The sequence below is a fragment of the Cohaesibacter sp. ES.047 genome, from assembly GCF_900215505.1.
GTDB lineage: Bacteria > Pseudomonadota > Alphaproteobacteria > Rhizobiales > Cohaesibacteraceae > Cohaesibacter.
Genome location: NZ_LT907844.1, coordinates 5,020,067 through 5,046,478 on the forward strand (window position 1 = coordinate 5,020,067; position 26,412 = coordinate 5,046,478).

Consider the following 26,412-nt stretch of genomic DNA (forward strand, 5'->3'; position numbering starts at 1 on the left):
ATGCCCCAATATCTCTATGCCGAAGGCAATGCCGACGAAATTCAGGCCGCCGCCAAACATCTGGAAGCCGTATTCGAGGAAGACGGCTTTGCCATCTCCAATTTCGAAATCGATGAGGAGCGCGGTCTCTGGGCCCTGTCGCTCTATCCGGCCGAAGAAGGGGTAAGCGATACCTACAAGATTGCTTTGGCCGAGCTTTCATCCCTGTCCATGGCGCTGCCCCTCAAGATCGAGGAACTGGGGGACATCGACTGGGTGACCAAATCCCTTGAGGGACTTGTTCCCGTCGAGGCAGGTCGTTTCGTCGTGCATGGATCGCATGACAAAGGAAAGCTCAACACCGACGGCCGCATCGCCGTGCAGATCAACGCAGGGCAAGCCTTTGGCACCGGCCACCACGGAACCACAGCAGGGTGCCTCAAGGTGCTGTCAGAAGAGCTGCGCGGTTTTCATCCCTTGCGCATTCTCGACCTTGGCACCGGATCTGCTGTTCTCGCCATTGCGCTGGCCAAACTGCTCAAGCAGGAAATTCTGGCAACCGATATCGATCCGATTTCCATCGAAACAGCAAACGTGAACACGCGCATCAACGAGGTCCATCAGCTTGTCAAGACCGCTGTTGCCGCTGGCTTCAGCCATCCAGTGTTTGGCGAAAAAGGGCCTTTTGACCTGATCGTCGCCAATATTCTGGCCGGACCGCTGTGCAAAATGGCACCGGACATTGCGCATCACACGGCGCGGGGAGGCCGGGTCATTCTTTCCGGCCTTCTGCCTCACCAACGGGCGCGGATCATCGCGGCCTATCGCACGCAAGGCTTGAGGCTTGTGCGCACGGTTACGCAGGACGGATGGCTGGTGCTGGTCTTCAAACGCTAGGCTCGACAACCAGCGCTTCAATGCGCGCTAAATCAAGCCAACCGCGTGTCTTCTCGATGCAGAATGAAGAACACAGACAAAAAAAGAGAAAGCAGGAATGCCTGCTTTCTCTTTTTTCGTTGGCTCTACGGGCATGATCCTGGGATCAACCCTTGCTTCTTCGTCAACCGTCCGGGGAAACGGGACGTTAAAGGACTTTGGAGCGTGTCGTCTGATTGTGTGAATCACCTGAGCACATGAGATCTTGGTCCATCGGGTAGAAATGATGGCTCAAAACCAGACGGCGTGCTTCTTGCTCGCGCGACTGTATCATGCGCTCAAAGGCACGGCTGAACATGAACATTGTATGGGGAATCCTTCTCATCACGGGTCTGCTCGGTGACCCGATGTTTGGCGGGACTATGATGCAGCACGCATCTGGGCACAATTGCCAGCTGCTCAATCCAGCCAAGCAAAAACCTGATAGCTCATGCAGTGCGGAGATTTTGGAATTTGGACAAGAAAAAAGCGGGCCATGGCCCGCTTGTTCTTTGGAACAAAGTTTGAAAACGGTGTTCCTCCCGTCTTCGGTCCTCCGGTTCGATCCTTGAGCGCCATATTATCGGGGGCGTCTTCAAAGCTCCGGAGGAACCCTCGCGAACTTAGTCGCGAGAGTCGATGTTCAGGCCGTCAAGACCATCGATACCACGGTCAGCCATGTATTCGTTGACGAAGCGTTCAGCCTGTGCTTCACGAGCCTGGATATATTTGTCGAATGCGCGGTTAAAGAAGTTCATTGTGATTTCCTTTCTCTGGTTTTCTTTCTTGTCCCTCTGGACAGCCTCAATATGGGCTCATCGACCATGTTATAAAAGCGCTGAATGAACACGCCAGCCATGCAAAAATGCATATCGTGGTTTTTAGCGATGCATTTTCAGCAGTGTTATATGGAGTTTTTCCTCGCTCGGTGTCCCTGAGCCTTGTACCGATGCCCGCCCACATCCGCTTGCCCCAGCCAGGCAAACCTGTCACTCTCCGGCGTACAACCCTCCGCCCAAACGCTGGATATCAATGCCAACCCACTGTCTTTAGGGGAATTTTCGATGTATCAAGACTTTTCCGATCAAGCCTGCCCCGATCAGGGCCGCGTGCGTATTCCGATGTTGCGCGAAGAACTTCAAGAGCAGGGCCTGACCGGTTTCATCGTCCCAAGAGCTGACGAATATGGTGGCGAGAATCTCGCTCTCTATGCCGAGCGCCTCGCATGGCTGACCGGTTTTACCGGCTCTGCAGGAACCGCTGTCATCTTGAAATCGAAGGCCGCCATTTTCATTGATGGTCGCTACACACTGCAAGTCACAGATCAGGTGGACACGGACCTGCTCGAACCGGTCTCGGTTCCCCAGCATACACTTGCTGGCTGGATTAAGAACAATGCCACCAAAGATGACATCATTGGCTTCGACCCATGGCTTCACACGGAGGCTGCGGTCAAACGGCTGGAAAAGGCCTGCGAAAAGGTCGGTGCCCGATTGGTCGCAATTGAGGCCAACCCGATTGATGCCATCTGGACGGATCAGCCAGACCGGCCAGACGAGCCGATCACACCGCATCCGCTGTCCCTTGCAGGCGAGCCGGCTGAAGACAAGCTCGCCGCAATCACCAAAACCTTCAGGGATGAGGCCGATGCGACCTTCATCACCCAAGGCGACAGCATTGCATGGCTGTTCAATATCCGCGGTGCCGATGTTCCCCGCGCGCCGCTCCCGCTTGCCTTCGCCATCCTCTCAGCCGATGGCCGCGCATGGCTGCTCACCAATCCCGACAAACTGGATGCATCGGTGCGAGATCACCTGCCAGACAATGTGATCGTCAAGCCGCAGGCTGATCTGGAGACGATCATCAAGCAAGACATCGGACCCGAAAAAACGTGGCAACTCGATGAAAATCTGGTGCCATATGCGGTCAAAAGGATGATCGAAGAGACAAAGAGCGCCATCATCAAGGCACCGGATCCGTGTCTCATGCCCAAAGCGGCAAAGAACGAAGCAGAACTCACCGGCATGAGGACCGCTCACCAGCGTGACGGCATTGCGCTTTGCCAGTTCTTCCACTGGATCGACACAATGGCCCCAAGCGGCAACCTTGACGAGATCTCAGCTGCCAAGGCGCTGGAAGACTTTCGCGCTGCGTCCGGCTGCCTCAAGGATATTTCCTTCGACACCATTTCCGGCGCAGGCGCCAACGGCGCAATCGTGCATTACCGCGTGACCGAGGCGACCAATCGCACCTTCGAGCAGAACTCGCTTTATCTGGTCGATTCCGGTGCCCAATATCCAGACGGCACCACCGACATCACGCGCACGGTGGCCATCGGAACCCCGAATGATGAAATGAAGGACCGATTCACGCGCGTGCTCAAGGGCATGATCGGCCTCTCCATGGCCCTGTTCCCTGAGGGCACGACAGGAGCCCAGCTCGACACGCTCGCTCGCTTCCATCTCTGGCAGGCCGGGCTGGATTATGCCCACGGCACCGGCCACGGCGTCGGCTCGTTCCTCTGTGTGCATGAAGGCCCGCATCGGATCTCCTCCGCTGGCCGCACAAAACTGGAAACCGGCAACATCCTCTCCAATGAACCGGGTTATTACAAATCCGGCGCATGGGGAATTCGCATTGAAAATCTGCTTATCTTGTCAGAGCCAAAAATCCCGGACGGTGGGGAAAAGGCGATGCATGCCTTTGAGACCCTCACCTTGTGCCCGATCGACCAACGCCTGATCGCGACAGAGCTCCTGACGGCCGAGGAGAAAAACTGGCTCAACGATTATCATCAACGCGTTTTTGCCGAATTGTCAGCAGATCTCGATGAAGAAACCCGCGCATGGCTGGCCGAAGCCACCAAGCCTCTGCATTGAGTGGGACAGAACAAGAGGAGTGGATCACCCCGCAATGAGGGCGATCCATTCATCCTCGGTCATGATTGTGATCTCAAGCTCCTCAGCCTTCTTCAGCTTGGACCCCGCTCCGGGACCGGCAACGAGAATGTCGGTCTTCTTGGAGACCGAGCCGGACACCTTGGCCCCAAGGCTTTCTGCCTGATTCTTGGCTTCGCTTCGGCTCAGGCGCTCAAGACTGCCAGTAAAGACAACCGTCTTGCCTGACACCGAGCTGTCGGACTGCACAGCTTCCGCTTCTTGAGGTGTAACCTCGGCCAGTAGCGCGTCGAGCACGTCCTCGTTATGCTGCTCGCGGAAGAAATCAACAACAGATCGCGCAACAATCGCGCCGATACCGTCGATGTCGAGCAAATCCTGCCAAGTGTCGCTATCCCCCTCGCCTGCCTTGATCATCGCCTCGCGCAAGGCAGGAAAGCTGCCATAATGCCGACCCAACAGCTTGGCCGTTGTCTCGCCCACATGGCGGATGCCCAGCGCAAAGACAAAGCGGTGGAGCTCAACCGAGCGGCGCTCATCGATGGCATTGAACAGGTTGCGCGCTGACGTTGCGCCCCATCCGTCTCGATCTCGCAGCCGGTCCCCGCGCGCCTTTTCTTTATCGATCTTGCTCAGTTGGAAAATATCTGCAGCGTTGCGGATCATTCCCTCTTCAAAGAAAGCCGAGACCTGCTTCTCGCCCAGCCCATCAATGTCCATGGCATTGCGCGAGACAAAGTGCTTGAGCTGTTCCTTTGCCTGCGCGGCACAGATCAGCCCGCCAGTGCAGCGCCGGATGGCATCCAGCTCGCCATTTTCCTTTTTCTCCCGCACGGCATTGGACCCACACACGGGGCACGTTTCGGGAAAGACAAAGGGCTCTGTGTTTTCGGGCCGCAATTCCATCACGGCACCCACGACCTGAGGTATGACGTCCCCGGCTCGCTGGACGATGACCGTGTCACCGATCCGCACGTCCTTGCGCTCAATTTCGCCCTCATTGTGCAGCGTGGCATTCGAAACCACCACCCCACCGACTGTGACAGGCTCAAGCTTTGCGACAGGGGTCAGGGCACCGGTGCGGCCGACCTGAATCTCGATATCCTTGAGGATCGTCTTGGCTTTTTCGGCCGGGAACTTGTGCGCAATCGCCCAGCGCGGAGCGCGCGAGACAAATCCCATCCGCCGTTGATAATCGAGACGGTCCACCTTGTAGACCACACCGTCGATATCATAATCAAGCAAAGCGCGCTGTGCCTCGATGCTGGCGTAATGCTCAAGCAGCCCATCGATGGTTTCATGACGCTGCATCTGATCATTGACAATAAAGCCCCAGCTGGCGATGCGCTGCACGGCGTCATATTGCGTCGGAGCCAACTCCTCGCTCACCTCGCCCCAGGCATAGGCAAAGAAGGACAGATTGCGGGATCGGGTGATCTCGGCGTCGAGCTGACGCAAGGACCCGGCTGCAGCATTGCGCGGGTTGGCAAAGGTCTTGCCGCCGGTCTCTTCCTGCCGTTTGTTGAGCGCCAGAAACTCGGAGCGCGGGAAGAAGACCTCGCCGCGCACTTCGACAACCGCGGGGATGTCTTGCCCCTTCAGCTTGTGCGGGATGGCATCGATGGTCTTGAGATTGGCGGTGATATCCTCACCGACCGATCCGTCGCCGCGCGTCACGCCATAGATGAGTACGCCATTTTCATAGCGAAGAGACGCCGAAAGGCCGTCGATCTTAGGCTCCGCCGTGATCGCCAACCCTTCCTCAATCCCGATACCCAGAAAGCGTCGCACCCGTTTGGCAAACTCTGCCACGTCTTCGTCACTGAAGGCATTGTCCAGCGAGAGCATCGGCACCGCATGGGTGATCTTGGCAAATTTCTCAGATGGTGCGCCTCCCACCCGTTTGGTCGGGCTGTCCTCCCGCCGAAGATCGGGGAACCGAAGCTCCAGCGCCATATTGCGCCTGCGCAGAGCGTCATATTGCCCATCAGTGAGAAGCGGCGCATCTTCGGTATGATAGAGCCTGTCCGCCTCGGCAATTTCCTCGGCAAGGTAAGTCAGTTCCTGCTTGGCTTCTGTCGCATCAAGCTGGTCGACCTTCTTTTCTCTCAGTCTCTCGCGATCCAATCTCAGGCCCTCACCTTATCACCGGTAATCAGGCGGCGCGCAGCAGCGCGCGCCTCATCCGAAATAACATCGCCAGCGAGCATGCGGGCAATTTCTTCTTCCCGGTGATCGCCATCAATGATCGTTACACCGGTCGCAACGCGTTTCTCGCCCTTGACCGCGTTCTTGGCAATGCGCATGTGCGCATCGGCACGAGACGCCACCTGCGGCGCATGGGTAACAGACAACACCTGAACATTCGTGGCAAGCCGCGCAAGACGCCGCCCAATGGCATCAGCCACAGCGCCGCCAACACCCGTATCAATCTCGTCAAACACCAGCGTGGGGGCCGAGCCTTTGTCTGCCATGGCCACCTTGAGCGCGAGCAGAAAGCGGGACAACTCGCCCCCCGAGGCCACTTTCATCATGGGGCCGGGGCGCGTGCCCGGGTTGGTCTGTACCCAGAATTCGATCTGATCAATGCCTTCGGCAGCACGCGCTTCGGCGTCGCTGGACTGATTGACAAGAAACTGCGCACTTTCCAGCTTGAGCGAGGGCAATTCTGCCATCACCGCCTTGATCAGCGCCTTGGAGGTCGTCGCGCGGTCCTTGCTCAGCTTTTCGGCTGCCTTGTCATAGGCTTCACGGGTTTCTGACGCAGCAGTGCGCAGGGCCACAAGCCGCTCTTCGCCGTGATCAAGCGCATCAAGCTCACCGCGCATCTTGTCAAGCAACCCGACCAATTCATCGGCTGGAAGCTTGTGCTTGCGTGACAAGGCCCTCAGGGCAAAGAGCCGCTCTTCGGTCTGCTCAAGTTCTCGGGGGTCAAAATCGGTCTGCCGCTGCGCCTCTTCCAAGCTACCGCGCGCTTCCTCAAGAGCATTGAGGGAAATATTCAGGTGGCTCAGCGTCTCATCCAGCAGACCGGGCATCTGCTCGGTCTTGCGCTCAAGACGCCGCATCATGCTCGCAAGGGTGGGAATGGGAGACCCGTTGCCATCCAGCGTCTCAAAAGCTTCGCTGAGATCGCCGGCGATCTTCTCCGATTGCATCATCGCAGTGCGGCGTGCGGCCAGTTCGTCTTCTTCTCCCGCAACCGGACCAAAGGCCGAAAGCTCTCCAACGGAGGCCGTGAGATAGTCAGCTTCCTTGCGGGCGTCTTCTATTTTGCGTTCCAGATCTGCAAGATCCTTTTGCGCCTTTCGCCAGGTCTTGTAGCGCGTCGAGACAGTCTCCACTTTGCTCTGAAGACCGCCAAAGGCGTCAAGCAATCCCCGATGGATGGACGCGTCCACAAGGGCTCGATCATCATGCTGACCATGAATTTCAACCAAGCCCTCGCCTAGCTGCCGCATCATGCCTGCGCTGACCGGTTGATCATTGACGAAGGCGCGGGTCCGGCCATCAGCATTCTGGACGCGCCGAAGGATCAGCTCCCCGTCGCCGTCAAGGCCCTGCTCTTTCATGAAAGAAAACACCGGGTGATCAGGCAAGAGATCGAACATGGCGACCACCTGTCCCTGCTTCTGCCCTTCCCGGACAAGACCACCATCACCGCGCCCACCCAGAGCAAGCGACAGGGAATCCAGCAGGATAGACTTGCCGGCGCCCGTTTCACCGGTCAACACGGTCATGCCTTCGGCGAATTCAAGATCCAGCCGGTCAATCAATACGATGTCTCGAATAGAGAGTGAGGCGAGCATTGGTCCCTCATGAACAGGATGGCCGAAAGCGGCCATTCCACTTACTCGGATTCGCGGGTCATGCTAAGCTGAAACCGCTGGCAAAAGCAATCGCGCACTGCCCGAAACACATGAACAAAGCGTGATCATTTCCCCAGCTTATTTCGCCTCAGGCAAAGAAGACGGGCGCTGATGCCAAGATCGTCAGGCGATCAGCTGAAGACACGCGAAACCCAGGAGCCCTTGTCGGCCTTCGGATCAAGACCATCTTTATTGAGCATCTTGTAGGCAGTCTTGTACCACTCACTGTCAGGGAAGTTATGCCCCAGAACCGCCACGGCGGCTTGCGCCTCATGTGTAATGCCCATGGCCAAATATGCCTCAGCAAGGCGCATCAAGCCCTCTTCGACATGGCGGGTTTTCTGGAAGTCAGACACCACCACCTTGAAGCGGTTCACCGCAGCAATATATTCCTTGCGCTCCATATAGTAGCGCCCGATCTGCATTTCCTTACCGGCAAGCTGGTCCATGGTGATGCGTATCTTGCGGCGGGCATCATTGGCATATTCCGAATCCGGGTAGCGCTGGATGAGATCATTCATCGCCTTCATGGCGCGTTCGGCGGCTTCCTGATCGCGCGTCACATCGGGGATCTGGCGGAAATAGGACTGGCCGATCAGATAGTAGGCATAGGGCGCATCTTCATCGCCGGGATAGAGGGTCAAGAATCGCTTCGCATCCGAAATACACTCGGTGAATTCTCCGCCCTTGTAGTGCGAATAGGCAGAGAGCATCATCGATTTGCGGGCGTAGTTCGAATAGGGATGCTGGCGATCGAGCTCCTCGAATTTCTTCTTGGCTTCCTTGCGGTCGCCGGATTCCATCGCGACAAGACCCTCGGCATAGAGTTTCTCTGCGGGAACTTCCTCGAACGCCAGTTCGGACTTGTCAGTGCTGGAGCAGGCAGCAAGCCCGGTAAGCATCACCAATACAAAACCGACCCGGCTCCGCTTATCGAAAAGAAACCCCATCTTCATACAAACCCTTCAATCAGGAAGCGGACTTCCGCCTGAAACACATCCCGATCATCCCACCAAGTGGTATCGAATGCATCTCTGATTTATTCATAACGTGCCTCTCTTGCGGATCCAGTCTCGCAAGAAACGCGTCAACTCAAAACACCTTGCCACTGTCTTTACGCGAAAGCAGACAATTTTGCCAACAGTGACATGACAATTTGGGAAAAATTGTGATGCCACACAATCCAGATCGACACAACTGCACAACATTTGCCGAAACATCGATCATTTGTCCAGATACTCTGTCGTTCCGTCTTTCTTTGAGGGCAGAAAACCACTCCCCGGTCGGACAAAGAGGCCGGATAAAGAAAAGGGGCGACCAACGGTCACCCCAGCCTCATCAAATGCAAAATGGACGGATCAGTTGGTTTCCGGCCCCATGGCAGCCTGTATGGCCGGCGGATCCTGACTGACAGACACCCGAGCCGAATTGCGCTTGGCCGGAACACTTTCCACCCATTCCCAGTTGCTGTCATCCGCGAACAGCGCTTCCAGAACATTGAAATTGAGCTTGTGTCCGCCCTTGTAGGAGCGATAATGCGCCAGAAGCTGTGCCCCAGCGAGCGCCAGATCGCCAACCGCATCGAGCGTCTTGTGGCGAACGAATTCATCCGTGTAGCGCAATCCATCTGGATTGACGATTTTCTGCTCGTCGTCAATGACAACGGAATTCTCCAGAGACGACCCGAGCGCATAACCCGCTGCCCAGAGGCGCTCCACATCGGACATGAAGCCGAAGGTCCGGGCCAGACTGAGATCGCGTTTGAAGACCTTGGGAGTCATCTCTTCATCAAAGCGCTGCACACCGATGGCGGCACAATCGAAATCGATGGTAACATCGAAGCGCGTACCCTCATGGGGCAGCAATTCACCAACGGAATCACCATTCTCAACACGCACCGGCTTCAACACGCGGATATACCGGCGCGGGGCGGACAGGTCTTTCAGACCAACTTGATCAATGGCATCGATATAGGCGCGGGAGCTGCCGTCCATGACAGGCACTTCATCGGCATCCACTTCGACCAGCACATTGTCAACGCCATAGCCGACCAGCGCAGCCATCAGATGTTCAATGGTTGCAATCATGCCCTTCTCGGGATCGCCAATAATCGTGCACAGGCGCGTATCGATAACGGACGAATAGACACCCTTGACGTCCAGCGCGCGATCAGACCGGGTGAATGTAATGCCAGAGTTCGCATCTGCTGGATGAAGAATCATCTCGACGGGTTTGCCGCTATGCACGCCAATGCCTGAAACCACAACACGATCTCGTAAAGTGGTTTGCTTAGCGTTCCGCAAATTTGCCATACTTATTGCCTTTACATCGTATCGGTTGTCGTCAGGAATTGGCCTTAACTATTGGAACGCGCCAGACGGTTCCAGGTTCCGAATTCCGGTGACTTTTGATACGCCTACCCTTTTTGTTGGCCTCACAATAGCGTGGTAGGAATGCGTTTACCAAATCACGCTTTCTTACCCAATGTTACGATATGCCATAAATTAAATTCAGAATTGATAAAAGTTTGTTCGCTCAGTCTTTTCAATAAGATAAAGGCCGAACCCTATGAGGATCCGGCCTTTGGATTGTTCAGGATACTGTTGGCTGTAACAGTCTGTTATCGAGCCTGACGACGCAAGAATGCGGGAATCTCTACCTGCTCTTCTTCGCGACTCTGGGCTGACTGCTGAGCCGGCTGCGGAACGGCACGACCATGCGGATCGAGCTGGCCCTGCTGCGGCTGATACATCGGTGCCTGAGGTGCCTGCTGAGGCGCACGCTGCGGACGAGGCGCGAACTCGTTGAGCGGAGAACCGGCAGCGGGCATACCCGGCTGGGATGATACCGGAGCGTGCGGCGAAGCCGGAGCACTCATCGAAGGCATCACCGGTGTCGGAGCCTGTTGCTGAACCCGCTGCTGCTGAGGAGCGGCATACTGAGGCTGCTGTGGCTGCTGAGCCTGTGGTGCCTGCTGCGGTGCGTGGCCCATTTCCTGTTCGTGATCATGTTCGTCTTCACGGCGGCCAAGACCAACGGCGGCGAGACGTTTCAACAGGCTCATCGGACGATTGTCCTCATCCTGATGATCAAAATTCTCGCGATTGCGCAGGGCTTCCAGCTCGCGCTGAATCATCGGCGGCAGTTCATCGACATTCGGCATTGGGCGGTGCAGGTTTTCCGGCACTTCCGCAACGGGCGGGATGAACGGAGCCTGTGCATTCACCGGCTCTTCGGTGTAGGCCCTGGGTGCTTCGAATTCTTCCTCGCCCACCGGCTCGCTGACAGCGGCTGGCTTGAACGGAGCGATGGAGACATCAGGATCCTGTTCGGAAGGACGCCCTTGCTTGAAAGCCGGAATTTCCATTTCCCGCTCAACAGATCCAAGAGCATTAGCCACCGCTTCCGTTGCAGCCTGATCTGCCGGGCCATCCTGCTCGGCATTGGCAACCATCGGTTCGGAAGACTGCTCGTCTTCATAGGTCGGAGCCGCGACAGTACGAAGCCGTTCGGTCAGTTCCTTCATGCGCTGTTCGGCAGGCACGACGGTTTCCGTCAGGATCTGGTCGATGCCGGTGGCAACGACAGACACGCGGATCACACCTTCAAGGCTCTCATCAAACGTGGCACCAAGAATGATGTTGGCATCCGGATCGACTTCTTCACGGATCCGGGTGGCAGCTTCGTCAACTTCAAACAGGGTCAGATCCTGACCACCAGTGATGGAGATGAGTAGACCCTGAGCGCCTTTCATCGAGATATCATCAAGCAGCGGGTTGGCAATCGCCGCTTCGGCAGCAGCCAGAGCGCGGCCTTCGCCGGACGCTTCGCCCGTTCCCATCATCGCTTTGCCCATGGCGCGCATGACCGAGCGCACATCAGCAAAGTCGAGGTTGATGAGACCTTCCTTGACCATCAGATCGGTGATGCAGGCAACACCGGAGTAAAGCACTTCGTCAGCCATGGAGAAGGCATCTGCGAAGGTGGTCTTCTCGTTGGCGATGCGGAACAGATTCTGGTTCGGAATGACGATCAGAGTATCAACATTCTTCTGCAGCTCTTCGATACCGGATTCAGCGAGGCGCATGCGACGCTGTCCTTCGAAGTGAAACGGCTTGGTGACCACACCTACCGTAAGTATTCCCTGATCCCGGGCCGTTCGGGCAATCACAGGAGCAGCACCGGTCCCGGTACCACCGCCCATGCCCGCGGTGATGAAGACCATGTGCGAGCCGCTCAGGTGATCGTTGATTTCATCGATCACCTCTTCGGCTGCTGCACGGCCAACCTCTGGCTGGGACCCGGCCCCGAGTCCTTCGGTCACTGCGATGCCCATCTGAACGATGCGCTCGGCCCGTGACAACGAAAGGGCCTGAGCGTCCGTGTTGGCGACCACAAAGTCAACACCCAGCAGACCGGTTTCGATCATATTGTTTACGGCGTTGCCGCCAGCACCGCCGACACCGAATACCGTAATTCTCGGCTTCAATTCGGTAATATCGGGCATCTTCAAATTGATGGACATAGTACCCTCATTTCACTGCATGGATCGAATTGTTACCGATCTCAATCCGCATCTTTGGGCGTCAACACACAGGCGGCCCAGTTACACTCATCATTCTGATCGGGGTGCAGTCGAATCACTTCTCAGCAATATAACTCAACCCCTTGATTCCGATCAACGATTCACAAATGTTTCACGCGACAAATCTGATCGGGATCAGAAACTCTCCTTTAGCCACTGCACCGTTCGGGACAGATAGCCATCCGTACCGGTCAGTCTTGGCTTGACCGCTACATGTTCAAATTGCTCAATTTGGGCGACCTGAGGATAGATCAGGAGGCCCACTGCTGTTGCAAAAGCAGGCCCTTTGCCCACCTCCGGCATGCCAGCAACGCCCAGAGGACGTCCAAGGCGCACGTTGCGGCTCAGAATCCGCCGCGCGGTTTCCGCCATTCCGGTGAGCTGGCTACCTCCACCGGTCAAAACCACACGTTTGCCAACATGATTGGAAAAGCCGGACTCGACGATGCGATCCCGAACCACTTCCAGAATTTCTTCGACCCGAGGCCGAATGATCCGCGTCAGCGATGCCTGAGGCACCTGATTGAGCAGATCGCGATCGTCATCTCCGACGGGCGGAATAGCGACCAGTTCCTGATCGTCCGACAGAGACAGAAGCGCACTGCCATAAAGCGTCTTGATGCGCTCGGCATCCGCAAGGCGTGTCGACAATCCGCGTGCCAGATCCATGGTGACATGATGCCCCCCCATGGCGATGGCATCGGAATGAACAAACTGTCCCTCGACAAAAATCGAAATCGACGTTGTCCCGCCGCCCAGATCAACACAGGCAACACCGAGCTCGGCCTCATCATCAACCAGACAGGACAGCCCGGAGGCATATGGGGTCGCAACCATCATCTCAACATCGAGGTGGCACCGCTTGATGCACAACTCGAGATTCTTCATCGGCGCACTCTGGGCAGTGACAACATGCATGTCGACCGCCAGTTCATCACCCAGCATGCCGCGAGGATCGCGAATGCCGTTTCCGCCATCCAGCGAATAGCCGATCGGCATCGAATGAACGACGGTGCGATCCATTGTTAGCAAATGACTTGCACCAGCCTGCAGAACCCGCCGGATATCCTGCTGATCCACCTCATGCCCATTGAGAGACACCGAGGCACTGAGCGTGTCACTGTGGATGCGCCCGCAAGAGACATTCACGATCAGAGATTCCACTGTGATGTCTGCCTGACGCTCCGCTGCGTCAACCGCAAGTCGAATGGAATTCTCCGCCTGATCAAGGTCAACGACCACGCCAGACTTGATGCCACGCGCCTGATGCAGGCCAAAACCGAGCACCTGAATGGTGTGGGTGCGATGCCGAAGGGCCTCGCCTGGCGCACGCGGCACGAGACGCGCGATCACGCAGCAGACTTTTGTAGAGCCGACATCGAGAATGGTAATCACAGAAGACCGCCGCTGCGTCAGCGTGCGAATGCGTCGTTCCCGCTTGCTAAAAGGTGAATTCATCAGGTTTCCACCTCTTTCGGGACATCCGCACCAAGATTTCTGAGTGCCTCACGGCGCCTAAGGGCAGCATCCTTGCTCATGCGAACGAAGATGCGATCCGACAAACGCATGTCGACAATCGTGATATCCTTGCGCGACAAAGACCCATCCTCATCAAAGGCCAACAGCTTATCGAGCGAGTCCTCGACATCCACTTCGGGCAACTTGGCCTGTACGCCATTCTTGAAATAGAGATCCCAGCGCCGCTCCGAAACATAGACCACAGCCCGTGTCTTGCGCGCCAGAGAAGGATATTGCGCCAGAACTTCGAACAGATGCGCCGCCTTGCGCTGTGCTCCGTTACCCACCACGAGCGGCAGTCCGCTGAATTCGGGATCAATGCGATCAGACAGGATCGATCCGTCATAGGAGATCAGCGAAATGAGGTTGCCGCGCTGCCACAGAGCAAAGGGCTCCTGCTCCTTGATCGAAACCTGAATTTTGTTCGGATAGAGCTTCTGCACCGAAGCCTTGGAAATCCAGCTGACGGCTTCAAGGCTCTTGCGCGCCTTATAGGCGTCAAAGGTCAGCAGGGAGCTGTCTTCATTGATCCCCAGAACCTGAAGGATCTCCGCTTCGCTCACTTCTTTCTGACCGGTGATCAGCACCGCATCGACCTTGAGACCAAAAACAGACGAAGCCCGCTCGAGAGCGGTCTGGTTTTCCCCACCAAGGGTCGCTCCATACATGCATGTTGCAGCAAGAAAGGCGACACTGAGGCCCCACCCGGTTCCGCGCGGCAAATAGGTCTCCGCAAAGGGGATGATGCGGCGGTAGAATGGCAAACGACGCTGTTCATAGGCATAGGCACGGGGCGCCAGCGGATCCGGCAGTCCCGCCACACCAACCTTTGCATCCTTTTGTTTAAGCCACTTGCCCATTATCGGTCGCACGAAGCGTCCTCCACCATCCAGGTTACCAAATCTTCAAAGCTCATACCCATGCGCGCCGCCATATCCGGCACCAGAGAGGTTGGTGTCATGCCCGGCTGTGTATTCACTTCCAGACAGATGACTTCCCCATCGTCTCCTGCACTTTCATCGTATCGGAAGTCGGCACGGGAAACGCCTCGACACCCAAGCGCGCAATGAGCTGTTAGGGTTAACGATTGTATATATTCGTAAACATTCGGTTTAAGAGCCGCCGGTAAAATGTGAGTTGAGCCGCCTTGCGCGTATTTTGCATCAAAATCATAAAAACCGGGCTTGTTGGAAACGATATCGATAATGTCGAGCGCACGATCACCCATGGCTGCACAAGTCAATTCGTGGCCGGGCGCATAGCGCTCCACCATGACCATATCCCCATAGGGCCAGTCCGCAGCATAAAGCTCCTGCGGCGGGTGCGCCTGCCCCTCCTTGACGATCAACACCCCAAAGCTTGATCCTTCATTGACAGGCTTGACCACATAAGGCGGCGGAAGGGGATGCTGTTTCGCAGCATCCAGACGGTGCATAACTCTGGATTCGGCCACCGGTATTCCCGCTGCCCTCATGATTTCCTTGGCTTTTTCTTTGTTCATCGCAAGCGAAGAGGCAAGCACGCCACTGTGGGTGTAGGGAATACCCAGAAACTCAAGCACGCCTTGCACACAGCCATCCTCACCGAACGGACCGTGCAGCGCGTTGAAGGCCACATCAGGCTTCAAATCCATCAAAACAGTCGCCACATCGCGCTTCACGTCGACCCGCGTCACCTTGAAACCGGACGTCTCAAGAGCCTTGGCGCACTCTTCCCCTGTGCTCAGGGAAACGGGTCGTTCGGACGACCATCCCCCCATCAGAACCGCGACATGCTTTGTCATTCATTCAACCTTTCAGTCCGGAGGAAGGGTTGGTTTTGCGAACCTCAACCCTCTATCCGGGGCAGAATCACATGCCACGAAGGCCTCGATGAGGCAGCTCTCGCAGGTCATGCAATTTGCATAGTGTGCCTCTATTTATGGTTAAAAAAGACTAACAAATCATAAGCGTCCGGAGAGAAATCATGCTGTGGAGTAATGATTTTTTTGGACTGAAGAAAACAAAAAGCCACTCACCCAAGCGGAAAAGCGGCTAAAAAACGACAGAAATTAGGGCTGTCTCAGTCCTCAAGAAAAGACTTTGCCAACGCATCGGGCAGAAGAATGTCATTTTCCGGAGCTGATCAATGCGCGAACCTTAACCGCTTTCTCGAAATGATCGAGTTGATGGGTCTTGATCCACCATTCAGCGGCTTCCATCAGCACATCCGGCTGATCATTCCTGTTGGAAAAAAAGGCGTAAAAGGAAAGACCGACACCCTCCCCCTTTTTGGCAATCTTGTCATCGCAAATAGCGATGGCCTTTTCACGCAGTGATTGGCGCATCCTGTTCCCCCTTTGCAAACGTCTTTACGCATTCAACAGTTCGGGAGCATAGGCAACCCGAGCAGCTTAACGCTACGCTTTTTAGCAAAAGCAAAGAAGGATTGGAACAAAAAAGGAACAAATCACACATCAAGAAACGGCGGCACATCAACCCCGTCTGGGAAATGCCCGATGCGCTTGATTTCCCAATGGAGCTCAATACCCGTTTGAGCCCGCACTTTACCGCGCACAGTCTCGCCAAGCCGCTCGATGTCTTCTGCCGTGGCGTCGCCTGTGTTGATCAGGAAGTTGGTGTGTTTCTCAGACACCTGCGCCCCGCCAACCTTGAAGCCGCGAAGTCCCGCTTCATCAACCAGCTTCCAAGCGCTCATGCCGTCGGGGTTCTTAAACGTCGAGCCGCCCGTGCGTTCCTTGGTGGGCTGATTTTCCTCGCGATAGGCAGACACTTCATTCATCTCCGCCTTCAGAGCATCGGGGTCCCCCCGCTCGCCGCGATAGATCGCCTTGGTAAAGATAAAGTCGTTAGGGGCTGCACAGAAACGATAGGCGTGGCCAAGAGCTTCGGGCGTGAGATCATGAATTTTGCCCTGACGGTCTACCGCCCGCGCGCCGATGAGCCGGTCTTTGGTCTCAGCACCATGGGCGCCCGCATTCATCCGCAAGGCGCCGCCGATGGCACCCGGAATGCCCTTATAAAAAGCAAAACCGGCAATCCCCTGCTTGGCCATCTGGGTCGCAAAGCGCATATCCGGCATCGCGCTGCCTACCGTGACCGTTAGATCGTCTGCCACAGTGACCTCACTGAATCCCTTGCCCGACAGGCGAATGACGACACCTTCGACACCGCCGTCACGCACCAGCATGTTCGAGCCTAGCCCGATGACCGTCACCGGCACCTCGGCTGGCAAATGTGAAAGGAAGAATGCCAGATCGGCTTCATCCGCAGGATTGAAGAAGAGCTGGGCCGGCCCGCCAACGCGAAACCACGTGTAGGGCGCAATGTCGAAATTGCTCTGGAGGCGACCGCGCACCTTACCCGTCCAGTCGCCAAGCTTGGCAAGAAGATCACCAAAAGCCATATCAGTCCCCTGCCAGCGCCTTGAGATTGGCTTCAAGAGAATTGGCCCACGTCGTGATGCTGCCTGCACCAAGGCAGACCACATAGTCACCCGGCTCGGCAATCTCGCGCACCTTTGCGGCCAGCCCATCGGAAGGCCCAAGCCTTGCCGCATTGCGGTGACCATGGCTCTTCAAGCCCTCAACGAGCGCCTGTGAATCGATCCCCTCGATGGGTTGCTCGCCTGCTGGGTAGACATCCGCCACCAAAACCGTGTCGGCGACATTCATGCAGGTGCAGAAATCCTCGAAGTGATTCTGCAACCGGCTGTAGCGGTGCGGCTGCATCACGGCAATCACCTTGCCCTGACTGGCCTGCCGCGCAGCCCGCATGACCGCTTCGATTTCAACCGGGTGATGCGCATAATCATCAATGATCTCAATGCCATTCCAGCTGCCCGCCCGCGTGAAGCGACGCTTGACACCGCCGAACCCTGACAGACCGCGCCGGATGTCATCAGCCGAAATGCCCAACTCGTAAGCCACCGTGATGGCAGCCGTCGCGTTCGCCACATTGTGCTCGCCCGGCATCGGCAGCGACAGGCCGGAGATTTCCTCTACCTCGCCGGTCTGACGATTTTGCAGCACAACGGTGAAGCGGCTGATACCGCCCTCGGAACGCAAATCCTTGTAGCGCACATCGGCCTGCGGATTGGCGCCGTAGGTAATGATGCGGCGATCCTCGATTTGCCCGACAAGCGCCTGCACTTCGGGATGATCCAGACACATGGCGGCAAACCCATAAAAGGGCACATTCTCGACAAAGGCGGCAAAGGCTGCCTTGACCGCATCAAAATCACCGTAATGATCGAGATGCTCAGGATCGATATTGGTAACGACGGCCACGTCGGCGGGAAGCTTGACAAAAGTGCCGTCGCTCTCATCTGCCTCCACGACCATCCAGTCGCCATCCCCCATGCGCGCATTGGTGCCATAGGCATTGATGATGCCGCCATTGATCACGGTGGGGTCCTTGCCACCAGCATCCAAGAGCGCCGCCACAAGTGACGTCGTGGTGGTTTTGCCGTGCGTACCGCCAATCGCAATGGCAGATTTGAACCGCATCAGCTCGGCCAGCATTTCGGCACGCCGCACGACAGGCAACAGCTTGGCCCGCGCTTCCTTCAGTTCCGGATTGTCCGACTTGATGGCAGAGGAGACCACCAGCACCTCGGCCCCTGCGATATTCTCCGCCGCATGGCCGATCGCGACCTTGATGCCCTTGTCGCGCAGGCGCTGAACATTGGCGCTTTCGGAAATGTCACTGCCCTGCACCTCATAGCCCAGCTTGAGAAGCACCTCGGCAATGCCGGACATCCCGATTCCGCCGATCCCGACGAAATGCACCGGACCGATATTCTGTGGCATCTTCATGAGACGTCTCCTGCATTTTTGGCCAGTCCCACGACCAGATCGGCCAGACGATCCGCGGCATCGAGCTTTCCTTCGGCGCGCGCGGCCTGGGCAGCAGAGGTCAGTTTTTCGGGATTGGCAAACAAATCTTCCATGATGTCGGAAATATCATTGGGTTTGAGACCGCGCTGCTCGAGCACCCAGGCGCCGCCCGCCTTGACGAGCACATCGGCATTGGCCTTCTGGTCCTGATCAAGAGCCCCGGGAAGGGGCACCAGAATGGAGGGCCGTCCGATGGCGGCCAACTCGCTGACCGAAGAGGCACCAGATCGACAAATCACGAGGTGCGCATTGGCGATCTTCTGCGGCATGTCGGAAAAGAACGGCGCCAGCTCCGCTGAAAGCCCCAGCTCGCGATACCCGACTTTGACTTTCATCAGGTCCTCGGTGCGGCACTGCTGGATAAGGCGAATACGGTCTCGCCACTCTTTGGACAGCCGCCCGAACGCACCGGGCATATATTCAGAGAAGAAGCGCGCCCCTTGCGATCCGCCAAAGACCACAACCCGGATCTCACCTTCATCTTGCAAGGGCTCGAAGGCCTGTTTCGCTGCATGCTCGACCATCGGACGCACGGGATTGCCCGTGAGCGTCACCTTGTTCTCGAGGCCTTCCGCGCCCTTGATAATGGGAAAACTGGCAGCAATCGCACTCGCACCCTTGGCCAGAAAGCGGTTGGCGCGACCCAGCACACCATTCTGCTCATGAAGGCACGACGGCACGCCCATCGTCCGCGCAGCCAGCATCGGCGGCACGGTCGGATAGCCCCCAAACCCGACAACGACATCGGGTTTGAGTTCCTTGATCGTGCTGCGCGCCACGAAGTAGCCCTTGGCCAGTTTCAACGCGGCCTTGACCATCAGCAGCGGATTTTTGACCGAAGGCGTTGCGGACGGAATGATCCGGATGCTCTCTGCCGGAAAGTCATGGCCATACTGCGTGGCCCTGCCGTCAGTTGCCAGATGCACTTCCCAGCCACGTTCATTCAGCGCATGGGCAAGAGCCTGCGCAGGAAACAGATGGCCTCCGGTTCCGCCGGCGGTCAGCAAGGCAACTTTTGACATTGAGCACTCCACCCCTGATCAGGGTGTCTCCCTCTTCTCGTCCGCCAGCTCTCAGGCGTGCGGATCGTAATAAGGTCTCTGGTCAAGTCCCACTTCGGGCCGACGCCGCGTCAACGCCAGAAGGAACCCCATTCCGAGCGCCACGGACAAAAGTGAAGACCCACCATAGGAAACAAACGGTAGCGTCATACCCTTGGCAGGCATCAGTTGCAAGTTCACTGCGATATTGATGATCGCCTGAAGCCCGAAAAGCAGGGCAAGACCGGCAATGGCGAGCCTTTTGAACAGATCCTGCGTCCTCAGTGACTGCGCAAGAGCCCGGCTGACAATGAACATGTAGACGCCCACGAGCAGAAGGCAGACGATAATCCCGAATTCCTCGGCCAGCACCGCAAAAATAAAGTCGGTGTGGGAGTCGGGCAGGATCCGTTTGACCATGCCCTCGCCCGGCCCGACACCGAGCCAGCCACCACGAACGATGGAATCCATCGCCGTATCGACCTGAAAAGTGTCGCCCGTTGAGGGGTCGAGAAAGCGGTTGATACGGCCCGTCACGTGCGGCACCAAGAAATAGGCAACGGTCAACCCACCGACCCCCAACCCGGCCAGCAAAAAGATCCAGAACAGCGGCATCCCGGCCATGAAGAACAGGCCCGCCCAAACAACGCTGATCAGAATGGTCTGGCCGATATCGGGCTGGGCAACGAGCAGCACGATGATGATCATGAACAGCACGATCGAGAAGAGATTGCCCGGGATCTCCGGTCTGCGGTCATTTTCGGCAAACAGCCATGCCGCAAGCACCACAAAGGCCGGTTTCATGAACTCCGAAGGCTGAATGGAAAAGCCGGCCACGATGATCCAGCGCTGTGCGCCCTTGGCCGAAAACCCGACCACTAGTGTCAGCACCATGCCGACAATCGAAGCAATCAGCACATAAAGCGCAATCCGGCGAACCGTTCGCGGCTCAACAAACGTAAGGCCGAGCATGATCCCCAATGCGATGGGAATGAAAAACAGATGCCGTTTGACGAAGTGGAAGGAGTCCAGCCCCAGTCGCTCCGCAACCGCTGGGCTCGCAGCCATCGACAACACGAGACCGGTGAACAGCAACAGGGCAAGCGCCAGCAGCATGGGCCGGTCGATTGTCCACCACCATTCGGTCAGCATGTTCTTGCGCGTGCGCCGCATTCAGGCCTCTCTCACTTTGCATGCGCCGGGTCGACCGGCACAGTTCCGCTGTTCAGGTAGGCATGAACAGCATCCCTGAACACATCGCCTCTACGCATGAAATTGGGGAATTGGTCGAACGAGGCACAGGCGGGCGACAAGAGGATAACCCGCTCCTTGCCAGCATTGTTCGATTCTTTTGCATCTTCAACGGCGCGGGCCAGCGCCACATCCATATGACCGCACTGGCTGAAGGGCACCCCGCCTTTGCTCAGCGTATCGGCAAAGGCCGCCGCCGCCTCTCCGATAAGGTAGGCATGTTCGATGCGGTCGAAATAGTCGACAAGCGTCTCGATGCCGCCTTCCTTGGCAAGGCCACCCGCGATCCATCGGATCGAACGGAAGGAATTGAGCGCCCGCGATGCGGCATCCGCATTGGTCGCCTTGGAATCGTTGATAAAAAGAAGCCCGTCTTTTTCGCCGACTTCCTCCATGCGATGCTCAAGGCCACCAAAGGAAATAAGTCCGCGCGACAGCACGGCGGGCGGCACATCCAACTGGCGAACGACGGACACCGCGGCTGCAGCATTCTGCGCATTGTGCGTGCCACGCAAGGCCCGTGCCTGATCGAGATTGAACAGGAAGTCCCCTTCCATGCTCTGCAACACGCCATCCGGGGCCGACAGCATCGCCCGCTCATTGCCAAAGCCCGAAATGGTCGCAACGGCCCGTCCGTTGAGCCGCAGTTGCGACGCGATGTTGGCCGTCAGACGGTCATCCAGACCGACAACCGCCATATTGGACGCACCGACAAGCCGCGCCTTGATGCGCGCATAGTTGGACAGATCGCCGTGCCGGTCGAGATGATCAGCCGAGATATTCAGCAGAAGGCCAATGTTGGGATCGATGCCCGGTGCCAGATCGATCTGATAGGACGACACCTCGATGACATAGATCCGGTCATCGACAAACGGCTCAAGCGCAAGAATGGGCGTTCCGATATTGCCGCCCATCTGCACATCCATGCCCGCCTCTTTGAGAAGATGGGCCACAAGTGCGGTTGTTGTGGATTTGCCATTGGTGCCGGTGATCGCGATGAAGGGGCAATTGGGTCCATCTACATGGCGCTGGCGGCAGAAGAGCTCGATATCGCCAATGATTTCAACCCCGGCATCCCTGGCCCGTTGAACGCTCCAATGCGGCTCCGGGTGTGTCAGCGGAACACCGGGGGCCAGCACCAGTGCAGCAATATCGGACCAGTCAGCAGTATGAAGATCGGCGATCTCAACCCCGTCAATCGCGGCAGCCTTCTCGCGACTGGCCTCATTGTCATCATAGGCCAGCACCTTGGTACCACCAGCGGCCAGAGCCTCCAGCGTCGCCATGCCACTGCCACCAAGCCCGAAAACCGCAATCGTCTGGTCCTTGAAAATGGTAATCGGGATCATGTCAGTCTCTCAATTGCAACCCGTAGCGGGCCGTGAAATAGGGCGGATGCAGCTAAAGGCATCAAGGGAGATATAGGCGTCTAGCGAAGTTTCAGCGTTGCAAGCCCGATCAAGGCCAGAATGACAGCGATGATCCAGAAACGGATCACGACTTGCGACTCGGTCCAGCCCTTGTGCTCGAAATGGTGATGAATGGGCGCCATCCGGAACACGCGCCGCCCTGTCAGCTTGAAGGATGCGACCTGAATGATCACCGAAACCGCTTCGAGCACGAACAAGCCGCCGACGATCGCCAGCACAAGCTCGTGCTTGGTCGCAACGGCAACGGACCCAAGCATGCCGCCCAGCGCCAACGACCCCGTGTCGCCCATAAAAATAGCGGCAGGTGGAACGTTGAACCAAAGAAAGCCGAGACCTGCGCCCACCAGCGCGCCGCACAGCACCAGCAATTCACCAGTGCCGGGCACATAGTGGATCTGCAGATAGTCGGCAAAGATCTCGTTCCCGGAGAGATAGGCAATCAGCCCGAATGTGGCGCTTGCAATCATTACCGGCACGATGGCCAGACCATCAAGGCCGTCCGTCAGGTTGACCGCATTGCCGGACCCGACGATCACAAACAGGCCGAAGGGGATGAAGAACCAGCCAAGGTCAAGCAGGATATCCTTGAAGAAAGGGAATGTGACAGAGGTGGAGAAGGACGTTTCACCAAGCTGTGCCACAGCAAAACAGGCCATCCCTGCGATCAGGGCTTCGATGGCGAGACGGACACGCCCGGAAAACCCCTGATGCGACGAGCGGGACACCTTGAGATAATCGTCATAAAAGCCGATCAGCCCGAAGCCGACCGTGACGAACAGAACGATCCAGACATAGGGGTTGGCGAGGTTCGCCCACAATAGGGTGGCAAGGATGAGACCGGTCAGGATCATCAGCCCGCCCATGGTCGGCGTCCCCTTCTTGGTCAGAAGGTGGCTTTGCGGCCCATCTTCGCGGATCGGCTGACCCTTGCCCTGTCGCACACGCAAGGCCCGAATGATCGCGGGACCGAACAGAAACACCATCAGCATGGCGGTGATGATCGCCCCTGCGGTGCGGAAGGTGAGATAGCGGAAAACGTTAAATCCAGATATTTGATCTGAAAATTCAACTAGATACATCAACATCTGGTTTCATCACCTTTCAAGCTGGCAGCAAGACTTTCTCTCGCTGCCCCAATCAGTTCTTCAGCAGCGCCATCACCACAGGGCCCATTTTGGACCCGTGAGATCCCTTTATCATCACTGTGTCCCCATCGCGCAAACTGGCTTTGAGGGGTGTTATAAGATCGGCGGAAGCCTTAGCATAGGTGCCTCGCATCGCGATAGGCAGAATTTCCCACAGGTGCGCCATCATTGGTCCGCAAAGATAGACCATATCTATCCCTGCGGCTTCAAGGGGACCAAGAAGCGCTTTGTGCTGATCGGCGCTGTCGTCGCCTAGCTCCAACATGTCGCCCAATACGGCTATTTTACGCCCGCCCCCCTCGTGAAGGCCGAGCACAGCCAGCGCAGCGGCAACCGATGACGGATTGGCATTGTAGCTCTCATCCGTCAGAAGCACCGAACCGCCATTAATCGAGAGCCGATGCTGCGCGCCGCGTCCCTTGGTCGCCCCATGCGAACCAAGTACCGCGCACGCCTTAGCAATGTCGCCGCCAACAAACCGGATCGCACCAAGCACAGCAAGTGCATTCTGGGCAAGATGCTCACCCGGAGCGGAAAGGTGACATTTGAGACGGTCTCCCATGAGCGAGACCGAAAGGTCTGAACCATTTGCACCGAGCGTCAGCCCGTCCAGATGGATGTCGGCGTCATCAGCCCGACCGAAGCGCATCACCGTCTTGATGCCGTTTTCCCGGGCCACACCTGAGAGATAATCAGCATAGGGATTGTCTGCATTGATCAGGGCCGCACCACCCTCGACAACCCCTTCAAAAATCTCTGCCTTGGCCGCAGCAATCTGATCAAGGCTCTCGAAATTGCCGATGTGTGCCGCAACCACCGTGGTGATGATCGCAAGATCAGGTGCGACCATGCCGACGAGATGGCGGATTTCTCCGGGATGGTTCATGCCGATCTCGAAAACACCGAAATCCGTCTCGCGCGGCATACGCGCCAGCGTCAACGGCACGCCCCAATGATTGTTGAACGAGGAAACAGCTGCATGGACCTTGCCGCTTGGAGCAAGGGCGGCTCGCAAGGCATCCTTGGTGCTGGTCTTGCCGACAGAGCCGGTCACCGCAATGACCTTGCCCGCCACACGTCTGCGCGCCGCGACCCCAAGCAGCTCAAGGCCTTTCAACGGGTCATCGACGAACACCACCCGCTCGGTTAGATCGGAAAAGTCGGGCTGCCGGGATTGCTCCAGCACCACGACAGAGGCACCAGCATCGAGCGCGACACGCGCAAAGTCATGGCCGTCAAAACGCTCACCTGCGATGGCAAAGAAGGCATCACCGGTTGCGACCGTGCGACTGTCGATGGAGATACCGAACACATCTCCTATCCCGCCGGGTTGCAGGGACGGTACGATCGCTTGAGAAAAATCAGCAGCGGTCCAGAGAGCGGTCACACCACACCTCCCTTGCCCGTTTGCGACAGCGCCTTGGCCACAGCTTCATGGTCGGAGAAAGGCAGCACAGTATCACCAACGGTCTGGCCTCTTTCATGTCCTTTGCCCGCGACAAGAAGAACGTCGCCAGGGGCCAGCATTTCAATCCCAAGCGTGATGGCCTCCTGACGGCCAGCCACTTCCATGCCATTGGTCACGGCTTCCATGACAGCGGCGCGAATAGTGGCGGGATCTTCCGAACGTGGATTATCGTCGGTCACGATAGAATAATCAGCAAAATCATTGCTCGCCTTGCCCATCATTGGACGCTTTCCGGGGTCCCTGTCTCCGCCAGCGCCAAAGACCGAAATCAACCGCCCCTTGGCAAAGGGTCGAAGGGCCTTCAGCGCCACTTCAAGAGAGTCCGGTGTGTGGGAATAGTCAATATAGACAGCAGTATCGGGACCGGCAGTCCCGACCAGCTCCATCCGACCGCATGCACCCGTGATCTGGCCGATGGCAGCAAGGATGGGCTCAGGCATCAGGCCGCCCGAATAGGCCATCAGGCCGGCCACCAGCACGTTGGAGACCTGAAATTCCCCAACCAGAGGCACATGACACGTCACATCGCCCCAAACACCCGACAGGGACACATGCTGACTAAATCCATGGACATCAATTGACCGGATCACCAGATCCGCATCATCGGCATGGCCAAGCGTATAGCAGGTCAGGCCGCGATCCTGCGCGACCTTGAGAAAATGCGCGCCGTTCGGATCATCCAGATTGATGACTGCTGCCCCACCTTCGCGGACAAGGCGGCTGAAAAGCAGCGCCTTGGCGTCGCGGTAGGCCTCAAACGTGCCGTGATAGTCAAGATGATCGCGGGTCAGATTGGTGAAACCGCCCACATCAATGGTGAGGCAATCCAGACGCTTCTGTTCAAGACCATGACTGGAAGCCTCCAGTGCCAGATGTGTGACACCATCCGCTTCGAGCGCCTTGACACTTTTCATCAGACCAACTGGATCGGGGGTTGTCAGGCCGCCATAACTGCTGCCCTTGGGGCCCTCGATCCCGATCGTGCCGATGTTGGCAGCGCCCTTGCCCGCATGGGCCCAGATCTGACGCAAAAAGGATGCGATGGAGGTTTTGCCATTAGTTCCGGTGACGGCGCCCACCCATTCAAGAGACGTCGGATAAAAGGCTCCTGCCAGACGGGCAAGCGCCATGTGCGGATCATCGAGGCGCAACACAGCTTTGCCGGTCGCATCGAATGCGTCCGGCAATTGGGACTTGGCGGAGATGATGCAGAGACAAGCGCCCTGCTCAAAGGCTTGCGGAACGAAACGCGCTCCATCAACCCGAGCCCCCGGGATGCCTACGAAAATGAAATCGGTCTCGACAGCCCGACTGTCCGAAGTCACACCATCGATATGTGGGTCTCCAATCCGTGACAACAGATCCCGATCCACCGGTTCTTCGAGGCTATCCAGCAGCTTTGATAGTTTCATCCAACA

The 26,412-nt window shown here is 57.1% G+C and carries 20 protein-coding genes; 2 read left to right on the plus strand and 18 right to left on the minus strand.

Going from position 1 to position 26,412, the window contains the following annotated elements; all coding sequences use genetic code 11:
* Window positions 1-876, plus strand: coding sequence for a 50S ribosomal protein L11 methyltransferase (locus CPH65_RS23265; RefSeq protein WP_096176073.1), 876 nt, complete (start codon window positions 1-3; stop codon window positions 874-876).
* 641 nt (window positions 877-1,517) lie between these two features.
* Here the strand turns inward: CPH65_RS23265 and CPH65_RS24865 are convergent.
* Window positions 1,518-1,652 (minus strand): hypothetical protein, encoded by a 135-nt coding sequence (locus CPH65_RS24865; RefSeq protein WP_256385204.1) that lies wholly within the window; start codon window positions 1,650-1,652, stop codon window positions 1,518-1,520.
* Between the two features lie 306 nt (window positions 1,653-1,958).
* Between CPH65_RS24865 and CPH65_RS23270 the strand changes: the two genes are divergently transcribed.
* Entirely contained in the window at window positions 1,959-3,773 is a 1,815-nt protein-coding gene (locus CPH65_RS23270; RefSeq protein WP_096176074.1) for an aminopeptidase P family protein, read from the plus strand.
* A 24-nt stretch (window positions 3,774-3,797) separates the two neighbouring features.
* Here the strand turns inward: CPH65_RS23270 and ligA are convergent, their stop codons facing one another.
* The 17 genes from ligA to CPH65_RS23355 form a co-directional block, all read right to left on the minus strand.
* Entirely contained in the window at window positions 3,798-5,918 is a 2,121-nt protein-coding gene (gene ligA, locus CPH65_RS23275) for an NAD-dependent DNA ligase LigA (protein ID WP_096176075.1), read from the minus strand.
* Window positions 5,919-5,920: 2 nt separating this feature from the next.
* Complete coding sequence (gene recN / locus CPH65_RS23280; protein ID WP_096176593.1) at window positions 5,921-7,600, minus strand: DNA repair protein RecN; 1,680 nt, start codon at window positions 7,598-7,600, stop codon at window positions 5,921-5,923.
* 191 nt (window positions 7,601-7,791) lie between these two features.
* Window positions 7,792-8,616: an outer membrane protein assembly factor BamD gene (locus CPH65_RS23285; protein ID WP_096176076.1), complete on the minus strand. Its 825-nt coding sequence runs from the start codon at window positions 8,614-8,616 to the stop codon at window positions 7,792-7,794.
* 402 nt (window positions 8,617-9,018) lie between these two features.
* On the minus strand, window positions 9,019-9,972 hold the full coding sequence (lpxC, locus tag CPH65_RS23290; RefSeq protein ID WP_096176077.1) for a UDP-3-O-acyl-N-acetylglucosamine deacetylase: 954 nt from the start codon (window positions 9,970-9,972) through the stop codon (window positions 9,019-9,021).
* Between the two features lie 308 nt (window positions 9,973-10,280).
* Window positions 10,281-12,185, minus strand: coding sequence for a cell division protein FtsZ (gene ftsZ / locus CPH65_RS23295; RefSeq protein WP_096176078.1), 1,905 nt, complete (start codon window positions 12,183-12,185; stop codon window positions 10,281-10,283).
* Window positions 12,186-12,380: 195 nt separating this feature from the next.
* Window positions 12,381-13,703 (minus strand): cell division protein FtsA, encoded by a 1,323-nt coding sequence (ftsA, locus tag CPH65_RS23300; RefSeq protein ID WP_096176079.1) that lies wholly within the window; start codon window positions 13,701-13,703, stop codon window positions 12,381-12,383.
* A complete protein-coding gene (locus CPH65_RS23305; protein ID WP_157747870.1) occupies window positions 13,703-14,635 on the minus strand; it encodes a cell division protein FtsQ/DivIB in 933 nt (310 codons plus the stop codon). The genes ftsA and CPH65_RS23305 overlap by 1 nt, the downstream gene beginning before the upstream one ends.
* Window positions 14,623-15,546 (minus strand): D-alanine--D-alanine ligase, encoded by a 924-nt coding sequence (locus CPH65_RS23310; protein ID WP_096176081.1) that lies wholly within the window; start codon window positions 15,544-15,546, stop codon window positions 14,623-14,625. The genes CPH65_RS23305 and CPH65_RS23310 overlap by 13 nt, the downstream gene beginning before the upstream one ends.
* Before the next feature lie 324 nt (window positions 15,547-15,870).
* Window positions 15,871-16,089: a DUF6500 family protein gene (locus CPH65_RS23315; protein ID WP_096176082.1), complete on the minus strand. Its 219-nt coding sequence runs from the start codon at window positions 16,087-16,089 to the stop codon at window positions 15,871-15,873.
* 122 nt (window positions 16,090-16,211) lie between these two features.
* Window positions 16,212-17,168, minus strand: a complete 957-nt coding sequence (gene murB / locus CPH65_RS23320) for a UDP-N-acetylmuramate dehydrogenase (protein WP_096176083.1) — start codon at window positions 17,166-17,168, stop codon at window positions 16,212-16,214.
* A gap of 1 nt (window position 17,169) precedes the next feature.
* Window positions 17,170-18,579 carry a UDP-N-acetylmuramate--L-alanine ligase gene (gene murC, locus CPH65_RS23325; protein ID WP_096176084.1) on the minus strand — a complete coding sequence of 470 codons (1,410 nt, stop codon included), beginning with the start codon at window positions 18,577-18,579 and terminating at the stop codon, window positions 17,170-17,172.
* Window positions 18,576-19,682, minus strand: coding sequence for an undecaprenyldiphospho-muramoylpentapeptide beta-N-acetylglucosaminyltransferase (gene murG, locus CPH65_RS23330; RefSeq protein WP_096176085.1), 1,107 nt, complete (start codon window positions 19,680-19,682; stop codon window positions 18,576-18,578). Before murG ends, murC begins: the two co-directional genes overlap by 4 nt.
* A 51-nt stretch (window positions 19,683-19,733) precedes the next feature.
* Window positions 19,734-20,873 (minus strand): putative lipid II flippase FtsW, encoded by a 1,140-nt coding sequence (gene ftsW / locus CPH65_RS23335; protein WP_096176086.1) that lies wholly within the window; start codon window positions 20,871-20,873, stop codon window positions 19,734-19,736.
* An 11-nt stretch (window positions 20,874-20,884) separates the two neighbouring features.
* The gene (gene murD / locus CPH65_RS23340; protein ID WP_096176087.1) at window positions 20,885-22,300 is read right to left on the minus strand and encodes a UDP-N-acetylmuramoyl-L-alanine--D-glutamate ligase; all 1,416 of its coding nucleotides are present in this window, start codon (window positions 22,298-22,300) and stop codon (window positions 20,885-20,887) included.
* A gap of 80 nt (window positions 22,301-22,380) precedes the next feature.
* On the minus strand, window positions 22,381-23,466 hold the full coding sequence (gene mraY, locus CPH65_RS23345; protein ID WP_096176088.1) for a phospho-N-acetylmuramoyl-pentapeptide-transferase: 1,086 nt from the start codon (window positions 23,464-23,466) through the stop codon (window positions 22,381-22,383).
* A 52-nt stretch (window positions 23,467-23,518) separates the two neighbouring features.
* On the minus strand, window positions 23,519-24,913 hold the full coding sequence (locus CPH65_RS23350) for a UDP-N-acetylmuramoylalanyl-D-glutamyl-2,6-diaminopimelate--D-alanyl-D-alanine ligase (RefSeq protein ID WP_096176089.1): 1,395 nt from the start codon (window positions 24,911-24,913) through the stop codon (window positions 23,519-23,521).
* Window positions 24,910-26,406 (minus strand): UDP-N-acetylmuramoyl-L-alanyl-D-glutamate--2,6-diaminopimelate ligase, encoded by a 1,497-nt coding sequence (locus CPH65_RS23355; protein WP_096176090.1) that lies wholly within the window; start codon window positions 26,404-26,406, stop codon window positions 24,910-24,912. Before CPH65_RS23355 ends, CPH65_RS23350 begins: the two co-directional genes overlap by 4 nt.
* Between the last annotated feature and the right edge of the window lie 6 nt (window positions 26,407-26,412).

Coding starts and splice junctions, on each gene's coding strand:
- CPH65_RS23265 (WP_096176073.1), top strand. CDS start 1: ATGCCCCAATATCTCTATGCCGAAGGCAATGCCGACGAAATTCAGGCC.
- CPH65_RS24865 (WP_256385204.1), bottom strand. CDS start 1,652: ATGAACTTCTTTAACCGCGCATTCGACAAATATATCCAGGCTCGTGAA.
- CPH65_RS23270 (WP_096176074.1), top strand. CDS start 1,959: ATGTATCAAGACTTTTCCGATCAAGCCTGCCCCGATCAGGGCCGCGTG.
- recN (WP_096176593.1), bottom strand. CDS start 7,600: ATGCTCGCCTCACTCTCTATTCGAGACATCGTATTGATTGACCGGCTG.
- CPH65_RS23285 (WP_096176076.1), bottom strand. CDS start 8,616: ATGAAGATGGGGTTTCTTTTCGATAAGCGGAGCCGGGTCGGTTTTGTA.
- lpxC (WP_096176077.1), bottom strand. CDS start 9,972: ATGGCAAATTTGCGGAACGCTAAGCAAACCACTTTACGAGATCGTGTT.
- ftsZ (WP_096176078.1), bottom strand. CDS start 12,185: ATGTCCATCAATTTGAAGATGCCCGATATTACCGAATTGAAGCCGAGA.
- ftsA (WP_096176079.1), bottom strand. CDS start 13,703: ATGAATTCACCTTTTAGCAAGCGGGAACGACGCATTCGCACGCTGACG.
- CPH65_RS23310 (WP_096176081.1), bottom strand. CDS start 15,546: ATGACAAAGCATGTCGCGGTTCTGATGGGGGGATGGTCGTCCGAACGA.
- CPH65_RS23315 (WP_096176082.1), bottom strand. CDS start 16,089: ATGCGCCAATCACTGCGTGAAAAGGCCATCGCTATTTGCGATGACAAG.
- murB (WP_096176083.1), bottom strand. CDS start 17,168: ATGGCTTTTGGTGATCTTCTTGCCAAGCTTGGCGACTGGACGGGTAAG.
- murC (WP_096176084.1), bottom strand. CDS start 18,579: ATGAAGATGCCACAGAATATCGGTCCGGTGCATTTCGTCGGGATCGGC.
- murG (WP_096176085.1), bottom strand. CDS start 19,682: ATGTCAAAAGTTGCCTTGCTGACCGCCGGCGGAACCGGAGGCCATCTG.
- ftsW (WP_096176086.1), bottom strand. CDS start 20,873: ATGCGGCGCACGCGCAAGAACATGCTGACCGAATGGTGGTGGACAATC.
- murD (WP_096176087.1), bottom strand. CDS start 22,300: ATGATCCCGATTACCATTTTCAAGGACCAGACGATTGCGGTTTTCGGG.
- mraY (WP_096176088.1), bottom strand. CDS start 23,466: ATGTTGATGTATCTAGTTGAATTTTCAGATCAAATATCTGGATTTAAC.
- CPH65_RS23355 (WP_096176090.1), bottom strand. CDS start 26,406: ATGAAACTATCAAAGCTGCTGGATAGCCTCGAAGAACCGGTGGATCGG.